Source organism: Photobacterium ganghwense (assembly GCF_017329545.1).
GTDB lineage: Bacteria > Pseudomonadota > Gammaproteobacteria > Enterobacterales > Vibrionaceae > Photobacterium > Photobacterium ganghwense.
On record NZ_CP071325.1, the window covers coordinates 3,021,745 to 3,041,192 of the forward strand.

A 19,448-nucleotide genomic window follows, 5' to 3' on the forward strand; every position below is an offset into this window, starting at 1 on the left:
AACCTTTTGGCCCGACAAAGCGGAAACTCTTTGACCTAAATCAACTTGGGCTGCAAACTAACTGCTCTGACTTTTCTAGCCCAATCAGTAAGGATTAGTAATGACTCAAGTACTTCACACAGATCAAGCACCTGCAGCTATCGGCCCATATGTACAAGGCGTAGACCTGGGCAATATGGTACTGACTTCAGGTCAGATCCCGGTGAACCCACAAACCGGTGAAGTGGCAGAAGATATCGCAGAGCAAGCGCGTCAGTCTCTGGAAAACGTGAAAGCTGTTGTTGAAGCGTCTGGCCTGAAAGTGGCTGACATTGTGAAAATGACTGTTTTCGTGAAAGATCTGAACGACTTCGGTACTGTTAACGAAGTGTACGGTAAATTTTTCGACGAGCACAACGCACCTTACCCTGCGCGCTCTTGCGTAGAAGTTGCCCGTCTGCCAAAAGATGTGAAGATCGAAATCGAAGCCATCGCGGTTCGTAAATAATTCGACCTGGCAAAATGACCACTGTGGTGGTCATCAGAAACAAGAAGAGCTGCCCCTGGCAGCTCTTTTTTGTGGGGCAAACCCTGGCGGTAAGCCTCAACCAATATGCTGAACAGCATGCGCAAGCACTTGCGGCAACCAGGCTGTAAATTGCGTTGGCTGCTGCGCCACAGCCTGCTCCAGCTCCGCTTCCGGCCACCAGCGATAAGCCATCACCTCATCCGGGTTGGGATGAATTTCCAGCTCAAGGACAGCGGCCACCAGCACATGATCCAGTTCGTGCTCCACCAGCTGGTTATCCAGCTCGGCCCGATACACGAAATGCGCAATATCCTGCAACGCCGCAACACCGGTGATCCCCATCTCTTCGGCCAGACGGCGAATACCCGCCTGTTCCAGAGTTTCGCCCTGACGCGGATGCGAACAACAGGTATTCGTCCACAAGCCGCCGCTGTGATACTTGTCCGTCGCTCGCTGCTGCAGCAGGTACTCACGCCCGGTGCTGCCGTCACGGTACAGCAGTACCGAGAACGCTAAATGGAGAGCCCCCTCGCGGTGCGCCTGCATTTTTTCCTTCACGCCAAGCGCTCTGCCCTGCGAATCGACTAAAATCACCTGTTCTTCAATCATGGCTTTTCTACTGCTCAAATAAAAAGGACACGCCACAGCATGTCCTTATTGTCGGTTCCGGCCAGCGTCCGTTATTTCGCAGAGCGACGCGCTGCCTCTTCGTTCAGGGCATTAAGCTTGCTTTCCATGATGTCGCGGCAACGTTGCGACAACTCTCGTACATCTTCCTTGGTCAGCCCTTCGGTCGATACCGGCGGCATGATTTCCACAATCACGACCCCGTTATCCCAGCGGTTAAGTCTAACATGTTCCGTGCTGCTGCACACGATCGGCACCACCGGCACTTTGGCACTGATGGCCGCGTGAAATGCGCCGGTTTTGAACGGCAGCAGGCCACGACCGCGGGAACGGGTGCCTTCCGGGAACATCCAGACTGACACGTTACGTTCTTTGATCTTTTCTACCACCTGGCCAATCGTTCCGACCGCCTTGCTGCGGTTAGCGCGGTCAATCAAGATATTACCACTCAGCCAGTACAGCTGGCCAAACAGCGGCATCCACGCCAGGCTTTTCTTACCCACGGTCACGGTACGTGGCATCACCGCCCCGGAGATAGTGAACAAATCGTAGTTATTCTGGTGGTTTGCCACATACACACTCGGGCCGACCTCTTCCGCGCCTTCCGGAATACGGATCTCCAGCTTGATCCCGAACACGCGGGACATCTTGCTGAACAGGCGACCGAACGTACAAACGTGTTTCGGGTTACGCGGGCTCAGCAGACAGTAAGCGCAACCAAATACAAACATGACAACAGCAAAAATTGCCACGGCAATCATGCGCAATACAAAAATCATTTACTTCTCCTCAGCGTACAGGCGTGCGCTAGTATACTCAGGATGCCGGAAAAAACATCCCTTATGTGCAGAAATTAGACCACTGAACCAGTGGGTTTCTCGCCACACAGATAAAGAAAAGCCCTCCAAAATGGAGGGCTTGCTGCAGATTATTCTTCTTCTGCCGAGGTTGGCGAGTCAATCTCCAGGCGGGTAACCCGCTGCAGCCCGCGCGGCAGCATACTGCCACGACGACCACGCTCACCCCGGAAGTTTTCCAGATCCGACGGCTTGAGCCCCAGCTTGCGCTTACCGGCATGCAGCGTAATGTGGCTGCCCGGCGGCAAGACCGCCAGGTAGGACAGGAACTCTTCCCGGGCTTTGGCTCGCGCAGCCGGGATATTGATGATCTTGTTACCCTTACCTTTGCCCAGTTGCGGCAGGTCTTTGACCGGGAACAGCAGCATCCGGCCTTCGTTAGTAATAGCCAGAATTTCATCCTGATCCAGATCCTGCACCGGTTGTGGCGCAATCACTTCGGCATTTTCCGGCACCGTCAGCAGCGCTTTACCATTCTTGTTCTTCGACACCATGTCGCTGGCTTTGCAGACAAAGCCGTAACCGGCATCCGAGCCCAGCAGCCACAGCTGATTGTCTTCAGCCATGATCACCTGGCGCATATGGCTGCCCGGTGTCAGGTTCAGGCGGCCGGTGATCGGCTCACCCTGGCTGCGCGCTGACGGCAGGGTATGGGATTCCAGCGCATAGCTGCGCCCATCAGAGCCAAGGAAAATTGCTGGCTGACTGCTCTTACCACGCGCGTGGGCGAGGTAGCTGTCACCGGACTTGTAGCTCAGTGACGACGGATCCACATCATGGCCTTTGGCATGACGGATCCAACCTTTGTCAGACAGCACCACAGTGATAGGTTCAGACGGGATCAGCTCACGCTCAGTCAAGGCTTTCGCCTCTTCCCGCTCGACCAGCGGAGAACGACGGTCATCGCCGTATTTTTCCGCATCGCTCTGAATTTCTTTTTTGATCAGGGTGTTCAGGCGACGCTCCGAGCCCAGCAGTTTTTCCAGCTGTTCACGTTCTTTGGACAACTCGTCCTGCTCACCACGGATCTTGATCTCTTCCAGCTTGGCCAGCTGGCGGAGTTTGATTTCCAGAATCGCATCGGCCTGAATCGTGCTCAGGTCAAAGCGAGCCATCAGCACCGCTTTCGGATCATCTTCAGTACGGATGATCTCAATCACCTCATCGATGTTGAGGTATGCTGCCAGCAAGCCTTCCAGAATGTGCAGCCGGGCGATGACTTTATCCAGTCGGTATTGCAGACGGCGACGCACGGTTTCGCGACGGAAGGTCAGCCATTCAGACAGAATTTCCACCAGCCCCTTGACCTGCGGGCGGCCGTCCAGCCCCAGCATGTTCAGATTCACCCGGTAGCTGCGCTCCAGGTCGGTTGAAGCGAACAGGTGGTTCATCAACTGCTCACAGTCAATCCGGTTCGAACGCGGCACTACCACGATACGGGTCGGGTTTTCATGATCCGACTCGTCACGCAGATCTTCCACCATCGGCAGTTTCTTAGCCCGCATCTGCGCTGCGATCTGCTCCAGCAGTTTGGAGCCCGAGACCTGATGCGGCAGCGCGGTGATCACGATATCACCGTTCTCTTTGTGCCAGACTGCCCGCATTTTGATCGAACCACGCCCGCTGCGGTAGACCTTTTTCATGTCCGCTTTTGAGGTGATGATTTCCGCTTCAGTCGGGTAATCCGGCCCCTGCACAAACGTCATCACCTCATCCATATCCGCTTTTGGGTTGTCGATCAGATGCACCGCCGCGTTTGCCACTTCGCGGGCATTGTGCGGCGGAATGTCCGTCGCCATCCCCACTGCGATACCGGTTACCCCGTTTAGCAGGATATGCGGCAGGCGGGCAGGCAGCATTTTTGGCTCTTTCATGGTGCCGTCAAAGTTCGGCCCCCAGTCCACGGTGCCCTGGCCCAGTTCGTTCAGCAGCACTTCCGAAAAACGCGACAGGCGGGATTCGGTATAACGCATGGCCGCGAACGATTTCGGGTCATCCGGCGCACCCCAGTTACCCTGGCCGTCAATCAGCGGGTAGCGGTAAGAAAACGGCTGCGCCATCAGAACCATGGCTTCGTAACAGGCGGAGTCGCCATGCGGGTGGTATTTACCCAGCACGTCACCCACGGTACGGGCAGACTTTTTGTATTTCGCCGTGGCTGACAGGCCCAGCTCAGACATCGCGTAAATAATACGGCGCTGCACCGGCTTTAAGCCGTCGCCGATAAACGGCAGGGCACGGTCCATGATTACATACATGGAATAATTCAGATAAGCGTCTTCGGTAAACTTCCGTAGCGGAAGCTGCTCTACGCCATCCATTGAGACATCAGTCATCGTCGGGTATTCCGTTCTATCTTGTGCGGTACAGGCCGGCACTATGCTGCCCGCCTGCCCATTGTGTCTTTCTTGTTCAGCAAACGCTTACACGTCCGCTTTATCGCCTTTGCTCTGCAGCCAATGACGACGGTCTTCCGCGCGCTTCTTACCCAGCAGCATGTCCATCATCTGAGTCGTCTGCTCATCGTCATCAATGGTCAGCTGTACCAGACGGCGGGTATTCGGATCCATGGTGGTTTCACGCAGCTGCATCGGGTTCATCTCACCCAGACCTTTAAAGCGCTGTACATTCACTTTACCGCGCTTGCTGCTGAGGCGCTCCAGAATGCCTTCTTTCTCGGCGTCATCCAGGGCGTAGTAGACTTCTTTACCCAAGTCGATACGGTACAGTGGCGGCATCGCGATATACACGTGACCGGCACGCACCAAGGCTTCAAAGTGCTTTACGAACAGGGCGCACAACAGCGTGGCAATGTGCAGACCATCGGAGTCCGCATCGGCAAGCACACAGATCTTACCGTAGCGCAGGCCACTCAGATCGTCGCTGTCCGGATCAATCCCCAGCGCCACCGAAATATCGTGCACTTCCTGAGAAGCCAGTACCTGATCGGCAGAAACTTCCCAGGTGTTCAGGATCTTACCACGCAATGGCATGATGGCCTGGAACAGACGATCGCGCGCCTGCTTGGCTGAACCACCCGCCGAGTCCCCTTCCACCAGAAACAGTTCGGTGCGGTTCAGGTCTTGCTGTGAACAGTCAGCCAGTTTACCCGGCAGCGCCGGACCAGAGGCAATCTTCTTACGCACCACTTTCTTGCTGGCACGCATCCGGCGATGGGCGTTGGCAATACAGACTTCCGCCAGTTGCTCGGCCAGTTGCGGACGCTCGTTCAGCCACAGGCTGAAGGCATCTTTCACCACGCCGGAGACAAACGCCGCACACTGACGCGACGACAGACGCTCTTTGGTTTGCCCGGCAAACTGCGGATCCTGCATTTTCACTGACAGCACGTAGGCACAGCGTTCCCAGATATCATCAGCGGTCAGCTTCACGCCGCGTGGCAGCAAGTTACGAAATTCACAGAACTCACGCATCGCATCCAGCAGGCCCTGACGCAGGCCGTTGACATGGGTACCGCCTTGGGCAGTCGGGATCAGGTTAACGTAACTTTCCCCGACCAAATCACCGCCTTCAGGCAGCCACAACAATGCCCAATCCGCCGCTTCCGTCTGGCCGCTGAACGAACCAGTAAACGGCTCTTCCGGTAGCAAGGTGAAACCTTTTACGCCTTCGGCCAGGTAATCTTTCAGACCGTCTTCGTAACACCAGGTCAGGGTTTCATTGTTCACCTTGTCAGTGAAAACAATTTCCAGCCCCGGACACAGCACAGCTTTGGCTTTCAGGTTGCTCTTGAGGCGAGAAACCGAGAATTTCGGGCTGTCAAAGTACTTGGCATCCGGCCAGAAATGGACGCGTGTCCCGCGGTTACGACGACCACAGGTACCGATCACTTCCAGCTCAGAGACTTTGTCGCCATGTTCAAACGCGATCTGGTAGATCTGCCCATCGCGTTTTACCGTGACTTCCACTCGGTTCGACAAGGCGTTAACGACCGAGATCCCCACCCCGTGCAGACCACCGGAGAACTGGTAGTTCTTGCCTGAGAATTTACCCCCGGCGTGCAGTTTGCAAAGGATCAGTTCGACCCCGGAGACCCCTTCTTCAGGGTGAATATCTACCGGCATCCCCCGGCCATCATCAATGACTTCCAGGGACTGATCCGCATGGAGGATTACCTCCACCTTACGAGCATGGCCAGCCAGGGCTTCATCGACACTGTTGTCGATCACTTCCTGGCCGAGGTGGTTTGGCCGAACCGTATCGGTATACATCCCCGGACGACGGCGGACGGGCTCGAGGCCATTCAGAACCTCAATGGCTCCGGCGTTATAGCTTTGATCTGTCATAATTACGGAAAGTTACGGAAAATTTTTGCCACAATAGTCAGAAACCCCGGCTCGGTTGTCAAGCCAGGGCGATATTTGTGCCCCACATTTTACGTAGGGGATGAATCCAATTGGAGCTTACAGCTCAAGAAATCGGATGATTTGGGCAGGATAGCGGTCAAATCCGACAAAACTATGATCCCCCAGCGGTTCTACCGTCTGACGGCATGCCGCGTACTTGTCCACGGCCTGGCGGTAATCCAGCACTTCGTCACCTTCCTGCTGCAACAGCCAGAACTGTTCCGGCCGGGCTAGCTGAGCCACATCCAGCTGGCAAAGTTCCGCCATGTGTTTCGGCTCCAGCAGGTAACGCTGGCCGGTATACGGGTTTTCCTGCTCGCCAAGATAATCCTGCAGCAGCTCATACGGTTTAACGGCCGGGTTCACCAGCACCGCCGGCAACTGGTGCCGGGCATTCACCCAGGTCGCCAGATATCCACCTAGAGAGCTGCCGACCAGCCCAATGCGATACTCATGTTTAAGCGACTGGATCAGCGTCTCAATAAAATCTGCGGCATCCGCCGGGTAACACGGCAGCTGCGGAATTTCGACCCGGATATCCGGGCGCGCCTGACGGCAGTAATCCGCCATCAGCGTGGCTTTGAGTGATTGAGGTGAACTGTTGAATCCGTGAAGATAAAGTAACAGCGGCTGCATTTAATACCCTGCTGCATCAAACTGGGGCGTGAACTGACGCCCGGTCAGACGATAAACCTGTGTGTCAATCTGCCCGTCCGCCAGCAACTCAAGGATACGCCACCCTGGATTATTGTTATCCAGGGCAAAATCGTGCGAATCCGGCTGGAACTGAATGCAAGTTGAAGGCGTGGCCATAACACGTACCCCTTGGTACAAACAATCCAGCTCCTGATGAATGTGGCCGCACAGCACCGCTTTAGCCTGCGGATGACGCGCCAGCACCGCCCAGAACGCGTCGGCATTATGGAGCTGATGCTGATCAAGCCAGGTGCTGCCCGCAGGCAGCGGATGGTGGTGCAATAATACCAGCGCGTGACGCTGAGGGTGCGCGGCCAACGCCTGCTCCAGCATGGCGAGCTGACTGTCACTCAGCTCGCCGTGCGGCACGCCTTTGACCTGGCTGTCGAGCAGGATAACCTGCCAGTGCTCACCGGCCAGCACCTGATGACACGACTTAATTTGCGGGGACGGCAGCACAGACTGCATGCTCGGCTGATAATCATGGTTTCCCGGCAGCCAGAAACACGGCTGCGGCCAGCGGGCAATGCCGTCGCAAAAACGCTGATAGGAGGCTTCCGTGTGATCCTGAGAAATGTCCCCGGTTGCGACAATGGCTTCAAACGGGCGCGCAGCTGCCTCTACCGCATCCAGCACGGCATGAAAACTGTCTTTCGTCGCGACGCCCAGCAAGCTTCCGCCATCATCGGCAAATAAGTGGGTGTCGGTAATTTGAAGAAGAACCACGCGATCCGGATCCTTCTGTGGCAGATCAAACTTCTGCAAAACGTCAAAAACCTTGATATCTGTTATTGTTAACAAACCGACTGTCTGCTGATTCCATTCTTCAGGCAATGAGCCAACCAGTCTCCCAGAAAGCGGTTTACCTGATGTTTTTCGTCTTTCTGGTACATCCGCAAATTGGGGTAATCATAGCGTGGCTTCCAGCGGGAAGTCTGTTGAGCGGCACACACTTCTGCCACCCTGGCGTCATGGTAAAGCCGGATGGTCATGCGTGGGATCAGGTATTCCGGCATGGCGTTCTCAGCCAGCAGGCGTAACTCAACCACCGTGGTATAACGGGTGGATTCGGTGATGGTCAGGCAGTATTCCTGCTCTGACACGGCGTATACACACTGGTCACCGACCTGATCGCTTTTTGGCAACAATGGAAGCAACTTCGCATAGTTGGTCTCGTAAAGCCGCATAATGTCTGCCAAATCAACAGTGTATCTTTTATTCAATCGGTATCCTTAGCGCCGGTGCATGGATGATGTTCGGGGTTACAGGCGTTTATGGTTAAGTTGCAACCATTGTAGCGCAATGATAGAGGCCGCATTTTCAATTTTACCAGATTCTACCCACTGGTAGGCCTCTTCCCTGGACACCACCCGTACCCGGATATCTTCACCCTCATCGGCCAGACCGTGAATGCCACCAGCCTGCGTGCTGTCCACCAGCCCGACAAAGATATCCAGGGTTTCCGAGCAGCCGCCTGAACTGGACAGATAGCGGGTGATCTTATGCAGCTCCCCCACCTCCAGTCCGGCTTCTTCCACGGCTTCGCGACGAACGACCTCGTCCGCCGATTCACCCGGCTCAATAATGCCGGCCACGATTTCCAACTGCCACGGGGTACACTCGGCGGCCAGGGCGCCAATTCGGAACTGCTCGACCATCACCACACTGTCGGTGGCCGGGTCATACGGCAGCAGTGCCGCCGCATGGCCACGCTCAAACATCTCGCGATCCATCGGTGCGCTCCAGCCACCGGCGAACAGACGATGGCGAAAACGGTACTTCACCATCCGGAAAAATCCTTGGTAGAGCGTGTCCTTGGCCAGCACCTCTACATCCTGAGCCGAAAATACGACCGGCTCATTGCCTTTGGTGTGTGACTTTGTCATGCAATTTTTTATCCCTGAATCCGTCCACAAAATAGGACAATGGCTGACAAAACATGTCATGTGCCTATTTTTCCATCTTCTTCAAGGCACAACAATGACGTGATTCAACAATTATGACAATTATTGTTAATTAATTTAAGTCAAAATTTAAATCTGTTTAGATTACAATCACACATACAACAGTAAACATCGTAAAATAAGGTAAAACTGTTGAATGATCAGTTTCACGCAAGGAAACATACGTTAAACTGGAGCCTTGCTCATATTTTTGTCAGGACCAGGAAAGGCATACATGAAAAAATTGCTTCCGCTTATTATTAGCGTTGCGCTTGGCGGCCTCAGCCAGTCAGCAATGGCCGATGACCTCGCCGAGATCTACGAACAAGCCAAACAGAATGACCCGCAGCTGCTGCGTGCCGCTGCTGATAAAGATGCTGCTTTTGAAGCAATCAACTCAAGCCGAAGCGCGTTACTGCCTCAAATTAACCTCACCGCCGGCTACAATGTCCTGCGCTTGGACGGCGATACTGAGGGCTTCAATGGTGGTGTCACCCTGGATCAATCCATCTACAACCGCTCAAGCTGGGTAAGCCTGGACATCAGTGAGAAGCAGGCGCGCCAGAGCGATGCGGCCTATGCATCGACTCAGCAGAACCTGATCCTGCGCGTCTCTACAGCTTACTTCGATGTACTGCGTGCTATCGATAACCTGGAATTTGTCCGCGCCGAGAAAGCCGCCGTGGGCCGCCAGCTGGAGCAAACCAAGCAGCGTTTTGAAGTCGGTCTGTCCGCAATTACCGACGTACACGATGCTCAGGCACAGTATGACAGCGTACTGGCTGATGAGATTCTGGCGCAGAACACCCTGACAAACAGCTACGAAGGTCTGCGCGAGATCACTGGCCAAGAGCACACTAACCTTAACATTCTGGATACCAAACGTTTCTCAGCCAGTGCGCCACAAGCCCGTGTGCTGGATCTGATCCAGGATGCCGAAAACGAAAACCTGAGCCTGCTGACGTCTCGCATTACCCAGGATATCTCCCGCGATCAAATCGCCCTGGCGGAATCCGGTCACCTGCCGACGCTGTCGTTCAACGCCGGTTATGAATATGACGATAAACAGTCCTTCACTGACGAAGGTACACTGAACGCCGGTATCAACCTGAAACTGCCGGTTTACACCGGTGGCCGTACGACCTCGGAAGTGAAACAGGCTCAGTTCGCGTATGTTTCCGCAAGCGAAGGGCTGGAAGCCAGCTACCGCGGCGTGGTACGTGACGTGCGTGCGTTCTACAATAACATCAACTCTTCAATCGGTGCCATTCGTGCATACCAGCAGGCCGTAGTCTCTGCCCGCTCAGCACTGGAAGCGACCGAAGCTGGTTTCGATGTGGGTACCCGTACTATCGTTGACGTGCTGGATGCGACCCGTCGTCTGTACGATGCTAACCGTCAGCTGTCGAATGCCCGTTACGATTACATCATCAGCCAGCTTCAGCTGAAACAGGCTGTTGGTTCGCTGAACGAGCAGGATGTACTGGATATCAACGCCGGTCTGGTAAAGGCTCGCTGATTCAGGCCTGACCGCAAGCCAATAAAAAAGCGCCATCCTTGATGGCGCTTTTTGTTTATCCGCAGGCTGAGTAATTAACCGCCACCGTGTAAGTCCCGTCGATGACGATCTCGGACAACTTATCCTCGTCCGCCGCGGATCGCTTCGATGATTTCCGTGGTTGAGCAGCCATCTTCAAAGTTCAGCACCCGAACTTCCCCGCCCGCGGCAATCACTTCCTGTCCACCAGCGATCTGCTCAGGTTTGTAGTCACCACCTTTGACCAGCAGCGACGGCAGAATCTCGCTGATCAGACGCTGCGGCGTTTCTTCACTGAAGGACACCACCCAATCAACGGCGCCCAACCCGGCCAGCACTGCCATCCGGCGATCTTCCGGGTTCACCGGACGCCCCGGCCCCTTCAGCGCGCGAACCGAGCTGTCAGAATTCACCGCCACAATCAGGCGATCGCCCAATTTGGCCGCCTCATTGAGGTAAGCCACATGGCCGGCATGCAGAATATCAAAACAGCCGTTGGTCATGACCACTTTCTCCCCGCGGGCACGAGCAGCCTGTACCGCCAGCTTCAGCTGCGCTTCGCTGATCACCCCAAAACCACTGTCCTGGCTGCCGTGAATCGCTTCGGTCAGCTCAATGGTCGACAAGGTCGAAGTGCCCAGCTTGCCAACCACTACACCGGCCGCGGCATTCGCCAGTTTACAGGAATCCGACAGGGACTTACCGGCTGCCAGCGAGGCTGCCAGTACCGAAATCACCGTATCACCAGCACCGGTCACGTCGTACACTTCTTTGGCCTGGGTTGGCATGTGCAGTGGTGCCTGGCCTTTTTGCAACAGGGTCATCCCGTGCTCACTACGCGTCACCAACAAAGCTTCAAGCTCAAACTGCTCAATCAGCGCCATGCCTTTGGTTTCCAGCTCTTCATCGGTGCGCGCACGGCCAACCACCGTCTCAAACTCTGACAGGTTCGGGGTCAACAGCGTGGCACCGCGGTAACGTTCAAAATCAGCCCCTTTCGGGTCAACCATCACCGGCAGACCGGCATCACGCGCCGCCCGGATCATCACCTGAACGTGTTCCAGCGCCCCTTTGGCGTAATCAGACAGTACTACCACTTTGGCTGAGGGCAATGCCTGCGCCATGCGTGGCAGAATCATGTCCACCGGGACATCGTGGAAACCTTCCTCAAAGTCCAGACGAATCATTTGCTGACCACGGCTCATGACCCGCAGTTTAGTGATGGTCGGATACTCCGCCAGAGTCACAAAATCACAGCGTACATCCAGTGACGTCAGTTTTTCGGTCAGCGCTTTGGCTGGCTCATCAATCCCGGTCAAGCCAATCAGGCGGGCATGGCCCCCTAGCGCCGCGATGTTCATCGCCACGTTTGCCGCGCCGCCCGGGCGCTCTTCGACCTGATCAACCTTCACGACTGGCACTGGCGCCTCTGGCGATATACGCCCGGTTGGGCCATACCAGTAGCGATCCAGCATGACATCGCCTACAACCAGCACGCCTGCTTGATCATAATCAGGAAGGGTCAGTTTCATTTTTTTCTCCGGGATTGTGATAACCCCCAAATCTTAACACAAAGCCAATTTCTCGTGCATCTGACCTGGGGGCTCAGTTCTGGTATTCCGTGGTTCCGGTTTAATAGGGAACTCAATTTTAAGGGCTAAGGGGCTATGACTCAGCCGCTGTAACCAAGCAGCTATAACTAAACCGCTATAACTAAACAGCTATGGATAAACCGCTATGACTTAACCTCAGGCTCCAGCCATTGTTGCCACAAAGCTTCCACCGCCTGACGTTCGGCATGACAGGCTTGCTCATCAACATAAGCAGGCAGCCCCAGCAAGCTGAGACGGTGGATTTCATCACGCAGGGTACAATAGGCCTGCTTGAGCAGCATCGCCTCTTGTGGCGAAAGAATGTCGTAATCCGCCATGGTTTCAAAAATCCGGACATTGTCCGACCAGCGGGTCAGCGCCGGCTCTTCGGCTGAGTGACGCAGCACCAGATACTGGGCCAGAAATTCTATGTCGGTGATCCCGCCTTTGTCCTGCTTGAGGCCAAACAGACCGGGTTTCTTGCTCCCGAGGTGCTGACGCATTTTATGGCGCATAGCGACCACTTCCTCACGCAGCGTGTGCTCGTCGCGAGGACGGGTCAGGATCTGATGCCGCACCTGGGCAAATGCCTGTTGTAACTGGCTGTCACCGTAAATCATCCGGGCACGCACCAGCGCCTGGTGTTCCCAGGTCCAGGCTTCCTTCTCCTGGTATTCCGCGAAAGCCGCAATGGGGCTGACCAGTAGGCCGGATGCACCGGACGGACGCAGCCGGACGTCAACCTCGTAAAGCACCCCGGTTGCGGTGCGGGTAGAAAACAGGTGGACAATACGCTGCACCAGCCGCAGATAGAACTGGCGCCCGTCAATCTCTTTCGGGCCGTTGGTGTAGACGTTGTCCGGACAGTCATGAAGGAAAACCAGGTCGAGATCAGAGCCATAGCCCAGCTCCCAGCCTCCGACTTTGCCGTACCCCAGAATCCCGAAGCCACGGCCGCCCCGCTCCGCCAGATGAGTCGGCTCGCCGTATTTTTCGACCATTTGCAACCATGCCTGATTGACCACCGCAGCGACTATCGCTTCAGCCAGATAGGTCAAGTGGTCGCTGACCTTCATCAGCGGCAGGGCACCGGCAATGTCCGCGGCGGCGATACGCAGCAACTGGGTCTGTTTGAACTGACGAATGGCTTCCATCTGCTGCTCCATGTCCTCTTCCGGGATACGGGCAAGGTACTCGCGCAGCTCGTCAGCGTAGTTCTCCAGTAGCGTCGGGTTATACAGGTGTTGCGGGTCAATCAGTTCATCAAGCAGGATCGGGTACTGTGCCAGCTGTCCCGCGACCATCGGGCTGGCGGCACACAGCCGGATCAACTGCTCCAATGCCGCCGGGTGTTCGCCCAGCAGCTCCAGATACGTGGTACGGGTGGCAATGCGCACGATCAGTTTACTGATCCGCTCCATCACCGCGACCGCATCATCCCGGGTCACCACCAAGGCCAGCACCGCCGGCATCAGTCTGCTCAGCACTTCCCGGCCGCGCGGACCGAGGGTACGTTTGGACAGTTCCGCCTTCATGTTTTCCAGTACGCCCGCCAGCGCCGACACATCCGGTGTGGCCAGTTCGGTCAGAATATCGCGCAGCACCTCCGGCTCTTTGAGCATCTCCCACAATTCCTGGTACTGCACCGGTACATCATTGTGCGGCTCATCCTCTTCCGAGCCGACGATAGTGGCAAACACCGCATGGACGGCGCTCATCTGCTCATGCACCGCCTGTGACAAAGCTGGCCAGTCCGCATAACCCATTGCCAGTGCCAGACGACACTGATCCAGCGGCTTGTCCGGCAAGGTCTGGGTCTGTTTGTCATCAATTGCCTGCAGCAGATTCTCCAGCCGCCGCAGGAAACCATACCCCTGTTCCAGCACAGCGACCTGATCCGGCGGCAATAAGCCATGTTCGCGAATTGCCGCCAGGGTTTCACGCAGACCGCGACAACGCAGATCCGGAGTTCGCCCGCCCCGAATCAGCTGGAAGGACTGGGCGATAAACTCGACCTCGCGGATCCCGCCCGGCCCCAACTTGATGTTATTGTTCAGTCCGCGACGACGCACTTCTGTGCTGATCATCGATTTCATCCGCCGCAGCGACTGAATGGCGCTGAAATCAATATAGCGGCGGAACACGAACGGGCGCAGCATCTGACGCAGCTCATGGTACTGGGCATAGCTCTCCCGCCCCATGACCCGCGCTTTGATCATCGCGTACCGTTCCCAATCACGTCCCTGCTCCTGATAGTAATCTTCCAATGCCGCAAAGCTCATCACCAGCGGGCCGCTGTCGCCAAACGGCCGCAGTCGCATGTCCACCCGATAGCAGAAGCCATCGAAGGTCTGTTGATCCAGCGCCTTGATCAGCCGCTGACCTAACCGGGTAAAAAACTGGGCATTGGCCAGACTCCGGCGACCGCCCTGGGTCTCGCCGTTTTCCGGATAGGTGAAAATCAGATCGATGTCGGAGGAGAAATTAAGTTCGCCGCCACCCAGCTTGCCCATTCCCAAGATCAGCATCGGCTGTGGGTCGCCGTCCGCATTACAGGGGGTTCCCCACTCTTCGCAACAGCGGGCATACAGCCAGTTATAGGTTTCCACTATCATGGCTTCGGCCAACAGAGAAAGGTGAGACAGACTCTGGTCGAGCGTCGCCGCGCCGGTAAAATCACGCCAGGCAATCCACACCATTTCCCGGCAGCGGAAATGACGCAGCACCCGCATCAGCCCGTTATCGTCGATCACGCCGGCCAGCAACTCCGCCAAGGCCGGGCGATAACTGTCGCTCCGCGTCTCCTGCTCAAGGTGCTCGGCCAGCCACGGCAGCAGGGTGGCATCCCGGACAATCGAGGCGGTGATAAAGTCGCTGTAACCCAGCACTTGCTTCAGCGCGGCAGCCAGCGGAGCTGGCCATTGCGCCAGCGCATCCGGATGCGCCTGTGCGACCTTCTCCCAGGCCAGTTCCGAAGCGGCGTTGATGTGATCTTGCGGAGTCATAATATGTCCTTGTCTGTCTCTGCTGCGGTGACGATGAAAAATCACCTTACGATAGCACAACGCCCGCAAATGCGGGCGTTGAAATCAAGTGAAAGTTATTGTCGGATCACACCGTAAATGCCTGGATTTTTTTCTCCAAATCAGTGGCATGGTTCTGCATCACATCGGCGGTTTCCGTCAGCTCCGTCACCACGTTCACGGATGCCTGAACCAGCTCCCGGACATTGGTCAGGTTCTGGTTCATTTCATCCGCAACGGCACTCTGCTGCTCCGCCGCCGACGCAATCTGGAAGTTCATGTCATTGATCAGACGCACCTGCTCGACAATCTTATCCAGCTCGCCGCCAGCACTGGTGACCTGCTCGACCCCTTCTGCCGCTTCCACCACACTTTGCTCCATCAGCTGCACCGCCTGCTGCGCACTTCCCTGCAGCTGGCTGATCATTTCCTGAATCTCAATGGTCGCGGTCTGAGTACGCTGCGCCAGGTTGCGCACTTCATCCGCCACAACCGCAAAGCCACGTCCCGCTTCACCGGCCCGGGCCGCTTCAATGGCCGCATTCAGTGCCAGCAGGTTAGTTTGCTCTGAAATTCCCTGGATGGTCACAATCACGCTGCCGATCTGCTCGACCCGCTCTTCTACCTGATTAACCGCATGGGCGGACTGGGTGATGTCCTGCGACAGCAAGTTGATGATGTTAATCGTCTGGGACACAAACTGCTGACCCTGCTCTGCCTGAGCCGAGCTGCCTTCCGTTGCCGCCGACGCTTCACGGGCATGCTCTGCCACCGTTTGCACTGTGGAGCTCATTTCACTCATGGCTGAAGCCAGCTGATCAATTTCGTTGAACTCTTCCTGCGCCGATGCCTTGGTTTCCATCATGCTGACTGACATCACTTCCGCCAGCTCAGACAGCTCACTTGCCGCCTCGCGCTGATTGCAAATAACCTCACGCAGCTGGCGCCGGGTCTTCTCCAGTTCACGGGCCAGATCGCCGTACTCATCCCGGCATTCCATCTGGATCGGCTGTGACATGTCACGTGCCGCCAGGCGCTGAATGTTGTCCGCCAGGTAACGGGTCTGGCGCAGCATTACGCTGGAGCCCCCCAGCAGAATAACCATAAAAGAGACAATCATCAGTCCGGTTTGCCAGGCCACCTGCATCAGATACTGCTGGTAATACGTTTCAGCTTCCGAGGCCGGCTGAGACGCCACCACCACCCAGTTCAGCGCCGGCAGCTCAACAGCGTATTCAAACCGTGACTGGTCAGCCAGAATCAGACTGGCCGCACCGCGGTGCTGCTGCAGTTGCTGACTAAGGCTGGTACCGTTTTCCACCTGCGCGGTCAGATCCGTCAGACGACGAGCCTGCGGGTGACCCAGCACCTTCTTGGCGTCGCGCTCGACCAGATACACGTAGGCACCCGCATTCATCGCCTTGGCCTGAGCCGTTACCAGTTGCTCGACCAGCAGACTGTCACGGGTATTGTCACTGAGGATACTCCGAATCCCGGCCGCAGTAGCTTCGGCTTGTTCTTTGGCCCGATCCTGCTGGATCTCCACCACGGAGTGATAAAACGTATTGGCGTCCCAGAGCTGCTTGCATACCAGCAAGACGGTACTGAATACCATCAACAGCACCAGCTTGGGGACCAGCTTAATATTGGTTAACCCTTGTTCCCATGGCTTGAAAACCATTTTGGTCATGTGGAATCTCCATATATAGTTCTACCTTCCTTCGACTCGGCATCTGAGCCTTCAGGAGAGCGTTTTTTATTCTTGCCGCGCTTTAGATGAGTTATTTTTTGCACTAAAACAATATGAGTCATTGTATCTATCGACTGGGGACCATAAAAATTTAATGAAGAAAAAGCACGAAGCCATCAAATATGAACTCAACCCCATGAGCCTGATGGCGCTGGTACTGTCCTTCGCGTCACTGACGATTGTGACCACCATGATTTTTGTGCCACGCCAGAGCAACAGTTACCACCTGCTGCTGGCCATCGATACCATGATTTGCCTGGTGTTCTGGCTCCAGCTGCTGACAGATCTGGTTCGTTCTGATAATAAACGCGCCTACCTGAAGGCCCACTGGCTGGACTTTCTCGCCAGCATCCCGGTGATCGAACCTTTCCGCTTTGGCCGGCTGCTCCAAATTTTCCGCGTCATACGCCTGATCCGCTCCAGCCGCCACGTTATAAACCAAATCCGCAGTCACCGGCGGGAAGCCACCCTAGCCAGTATTTTCCTGCTGCTTACCGTGTTGATCTCGGTCGGTTCTGCGATGATGCTAATCATTGAGGGGAACGTGCCGGAGTCAAACATCAAAGATGCCTTCGATGCCCTGTGGTGGGTTATTGTGACTATCTCAACGGTCGGCTACGGCGACCATTACCCGGTGACTCTGCTGGGCAAAATGCTGGCAACGGTGATGATCATTTGTGGGGTGGGTCTGTTTGGTATGGTCGCCGGTCTGGTGACGTCCTTTATTTCTGATCCAGAGCACAGCCAGCAACGGAATGCCGAACGCCATGAAAAAGAGTGGCAGCAAATGCTCAGACATCAGGAAATGCTGCTGAACCGGCTGGAAGCACTGGAACAGCGCCTGAGCCAGCGAGAACAGCAGGATAAGCAGGACAATTAAAAATGCCCGGCTACATGCCGGGCATTTTTTACGCATTAAATCTTACGTATTAAAGCGCTGCGTCACACCGCGCATTAAGGCCAGTAAGGCGTCAAGTCAATGCCAATCTGGCGAGTCTGATCCATGGCATGGATCAGCGAGTCTTCCTGACGGGACAGCCATTTTTCAACCTGACGACGATCTTCTTCATCGTCCTGCAGGGCAGCCAGTTCACGTACCGGCTCCAGCTGACGCAGGTCTTCAATCCCTTGCAGCAAATCAAGCCAAGGCATCCGGAACATCCGGCGTTTTTCCTCGTCATACAACGCCGCAAAGCTCAGGCCGCTCAGCAAATTGCGGGTCAGGCGCGGCTGCTGATCGAGGTAGTCAACCCGGTTGAGCTGACGCTCGGCCGGAAACACATCCAGCAATTCCTGCCAGGAGCGGGACAGGGTTAGATCGGCAAAGCCTTTCAGCGGGCTACTCAGCCGGGCACGGGCTTTGTCGTCCAGAAACGGCTGCCAACCCCGACTCAGAATCCAGCGGCTCAGGTCAAGCAACAGGCCACAATAACGTGACGACTGGATCAGCTGCAGCATCTCCCATTCATCCGGCAGATCGGCCTGACGGGCTTCTAACTGCTTCATCAGCGCTTTACGGGCATTGAGTTTTTTCAGGGCGTAACCTTTTTCGGCCAGCAGGTAATCAATGCCGGAAGCCTCGGTCAGCCACTCCAGCTCACCTTCCAGCCATTGCACTTCCTGGCGCACCAATGCACTGGCACGACGCGGGATCATCCCGCCAAACACCACCAGCGACTGCCGCAGCAGTCCCAAAGCCTGCTGAATCTGGATCAGTGCCGCGCGTTCCTGACGCTCGGCGTAAATCTGCTCATGGTAATGCCAGTGTCCCAACGCGTGTTCAAGGGTTTTGACAAACGCGCTTTCCACATTGTCTTCATCTGTGACCGGCACGTGGTCGAGCGGTTTGACGTCATCCCCCTGGTAACCGGCGGCAAGGCGGTAGCCACGGGCCGCCTTGCTCAGGTTACCCAGGCGCATCCCACCTAAGGCACACAGCTCTCGGGCCAGAATAAACAGGGCATCGGTCTGACCGGATTTCAGCTCCAGCTCGACTTCGCAAATCGGATCGGTATTGCCGTTCGCTTTGACTTCGCCTTGGTCGAAAGCCAGCTCAATCTGGCTGCCGTCCGGCATCGCGATCAGCCATTGCTGGCGGACAAAGTCCGTTGAGAATATGGGGGTCAGTTGCTGCTGTACCTGGCTGACGTTCAGCGTCTCCGGCCAGGCATCCGCAGGATGCAGGGAAAGATCAGGATCGGTACCATTGGTTTCAGCATTGTATTCCGGGCGCTGGTGCAGTCCTGCGACCACGCGACCTGCTGTCTTCAATGTCTGAACAAAAACATCATCAAAACGACGAACCCGAAGGCCGATGTCGTGCTGGCGAAGAATTTGGTCTGGCGTGTCGAAGTAGATGTTGCCTAACTCACGACGACTTTGCTGCAGAATTTTCGCTTCGGCGATTTTAGCCAGTAATTGGTTCGAAAATTCTGGTGAGACGAAAAACTTCAGTTCTATCTCGGTTTCCATAGTCCTACCTATAAACAGTGGCAAACCAAGGATATTGGCAATTTCCTTTAGGGGCAAGCACGAAATATAAACAAAA

The 19,448-nt window shown here is 55.7% G+C and carries 15 protein-coding genes; 3 read left to right on the forward strand and 12 right to left on the reverse strand.

From position 1 onward, the window contains the following. Positions 1 to 100 precede the first annotated feature (100 nt). Positions 101 to 487 carry an enamine/imine deaminase gene (locus FH974_RS13625; protein WP_047883735.1) on the forward strand — a complete coding sequence of 129 codons (387 nt, stop codon included), beginning with the start codon at positions 101 to 103 and terminating at the stop codon, positions 485 to 487. A 96-nt stretch (positions 488 to 583) separates the two neighbouring features. Here FH974_RS13625 and idi read toward each other — a convergent pair whose 3' ends face one another. The 8 genes from idi to nudF all read right to left on the reverse strand — a co-directional run bounded on the left by idi (position 584) and on the right by nudF (position 8,941). Then, a complete protein-coding gene (gene idi, locus FH974_RS13630; protein WP_047883734.1) occupies positions 584 to 1,117 on the reverse strand; it encodes an isopentenyl-diphosphate Delta-isomerase in 534 nt (177 codons plus the stop codon). A 71-nt stretch (positions 1,118 to 1,188) separates the two neighbouring features. Then, the gene (locus FH974_RS13635) at positions 1,189 to 1,914 is read right to left on the reverse strand and encodes a 1-acylglycerol-3-phosphate O-acyltransferase (RefSeq protein ID WP_047883733.1); all 726 of its coding nucleotides are present in this window, start codon (positions 1,912 to 1,914) and stop codon (positions 1,189 to 1,191) included. Positions 1,915 to 2,063: 149 nt separating this feature from the next. Further along, positions 2,064 to 4,328 (reverse strand): DNA topoisomerase IV subunit A, encoded by a 2,265-nt coding sequence (gene parC / locus FH974_RS13640; protein ID WP_047883732.1) that lies wholly within the window; start codon positions 4,326 to 4,328, stop codon positions 2,064 to 2,066. A gap of 87 nt (positions 4,329 to 4,415) precedes the next feature. Beyond that, positions 4,416 to 6,299 (reverse strand): DNA topoisomerase IV subunit B, encoded by a 1,884-nt coding sequence (gene parE / locus FH974_RS13645; protein ID WP_047883731.1) that lies wholly within the window; start codon positions 6,297 to 6,299, stop codon positions 4,416 to 4,418. Between the two features lie 117 nt (positions 6,300 to 6,416). Continuing rightward, the gene (gene yqiA / locus FH974_RS13650) at positions 6,417 to 6,995 is read right to left on the reverse strand and encodes an esterase YqiA (protein WP_207103345.1); all 579 of its coding nucleotides are present in this window, start codon (positions 6,993 to 6,995) and stop codon (positions 6,417 to 6,419) included. Further along, positions 6,996 to 7,820, reverse strand: a complete 825-nt coding sequence (gene cpdA, locus FH974_RS13655) for a 3',5'-cyclic-AMP phosphodiesterase (protein ID WP_047883767.1) — start codon at positions 7,818 to 7,820, stop codon at positions 6,996 to 6,998. Positions 7,821 to 7,849: 29 nt separating this feature from the next. Further along, positions 7,850 to 8,278, reverse strand: a complete 429-nt coding sequence (locus FH974_RS13660; RefSeq protein ID WP_084712448.1) for a DUF1249 family protein — start codon at positions 8,276 to 8,278, stop codon at positions 7,850 to 7,852. A 39-nt stretch (positions 8,279 to 8,317) separates the two neighbouring features. Continuing rightward, entirely contained in the window at positions 8,318 to 8,941 is a 624-nt protein-coding gene (gene nudF, locus FH974_RS13665) for an ADP-ribose diphosphatase (protein ID WP_047883729.1), read from the reverse strand. Positions 8,942 to 9,233: 292 nt separating this feature from the next. On the opposite strand from nudF, the gene tolC reads away from it, so the two are divergent. After that, entirely contained in the window at positions 9,234 to 10,517 is a 1,284-nt protein-coding gene (gene tolC, locus FH974_RS13670) for an outer membrane channel protein TolC (RefSeq protein WP_047883728.1), read from the forward strand. Between the two features lie 119 nt (positions 10,518 to 10,636). Here tolC and hldE read toward each other — a convergent pair whose 3' ends face one another. From hldE to FH974_RS13685, 3 genes are all read right to left on the reverse strand, one after another. Then, positions 10,637 to 12,067, reverse strand: coding sequence for a bifunctional D-glycero-beta-D-manno-heptose-7-phosphate kinase/D-glycero-beta-D-manno-heptose 1-phosphate adenylyltransferase HldE (gene hldE, locus FH974_RS13675; protein ID WP_047883727.1), 1,431 nt, complete (start codon positions 12,065 to 12,067; stop codon positions 10,637 to 10,639). A 203-nt stretch (positions 12,068 to 12,270) separates the two neighbouring features. After that, positions 12,271 to 15,132, reverse strand: coding sequence for a bifunctional [glutamate--ammonia ligase]-adenylyl-L-tyrosine phosphorylase/[glutamate--ammonia-ligase] adenylyltransferase (gene glnE / locus FH974_RS13680; RefSeq protein ID WP_207103346.1), 2,862 nt, complete (start codon positions 15,130 to 15,132; stop codon positions 12,271 to 12,273). Between the two features lie 106 nt (positions 15,133 to 15,238). After that, positions 15,239 to 16,840: a methyl-accepting chemotaxis protein gene (locus FH974_RS13685; protein WP_047883725.1), complete on the reverse strand. Its 1,602-nt coding sequence runs from the start codon at positions 16,838 to 16,840 to the stop codon at positions 15,239 to 15,241. A gap of 154 nt (positions 16,841 to 16,994) precedes the next feature. Here FH974_RS13685 and FH974_RS13690 point away from each other — a divergent pair, with 154 nt between their 5' ends. Next, positions 16,995 to 17,780, forward strand: a complete 786-nt coding sequence (locus tag FH974_RS13690; RefSeq protein ID WP_047883724.1) for a potassium channel family protein — start codon at positions 16,995 to 16,997, stop codon at positions 17,778 to 17,780. A gap of 74 nt (positions 17,781 to 17,854) precedes the next feature. Here the strand turns inward: FH974_RS13690 and FH974_RS13695 are convergent, their stop codons facing one another. Beyond that, positions 17,855 to 19,372, reverse strand: a complete 1,518-nt coding sequence (locus FH974_RS13695; protein ID WP_047883723.1) for a CYTH and CHAD domain-containing protein — start codon at positions 19,370 to 19,372, stop codon at positions 17,855 to 17,857. Positions 19,373 to 19,448 lie beyond the last annotated feature (76 nt).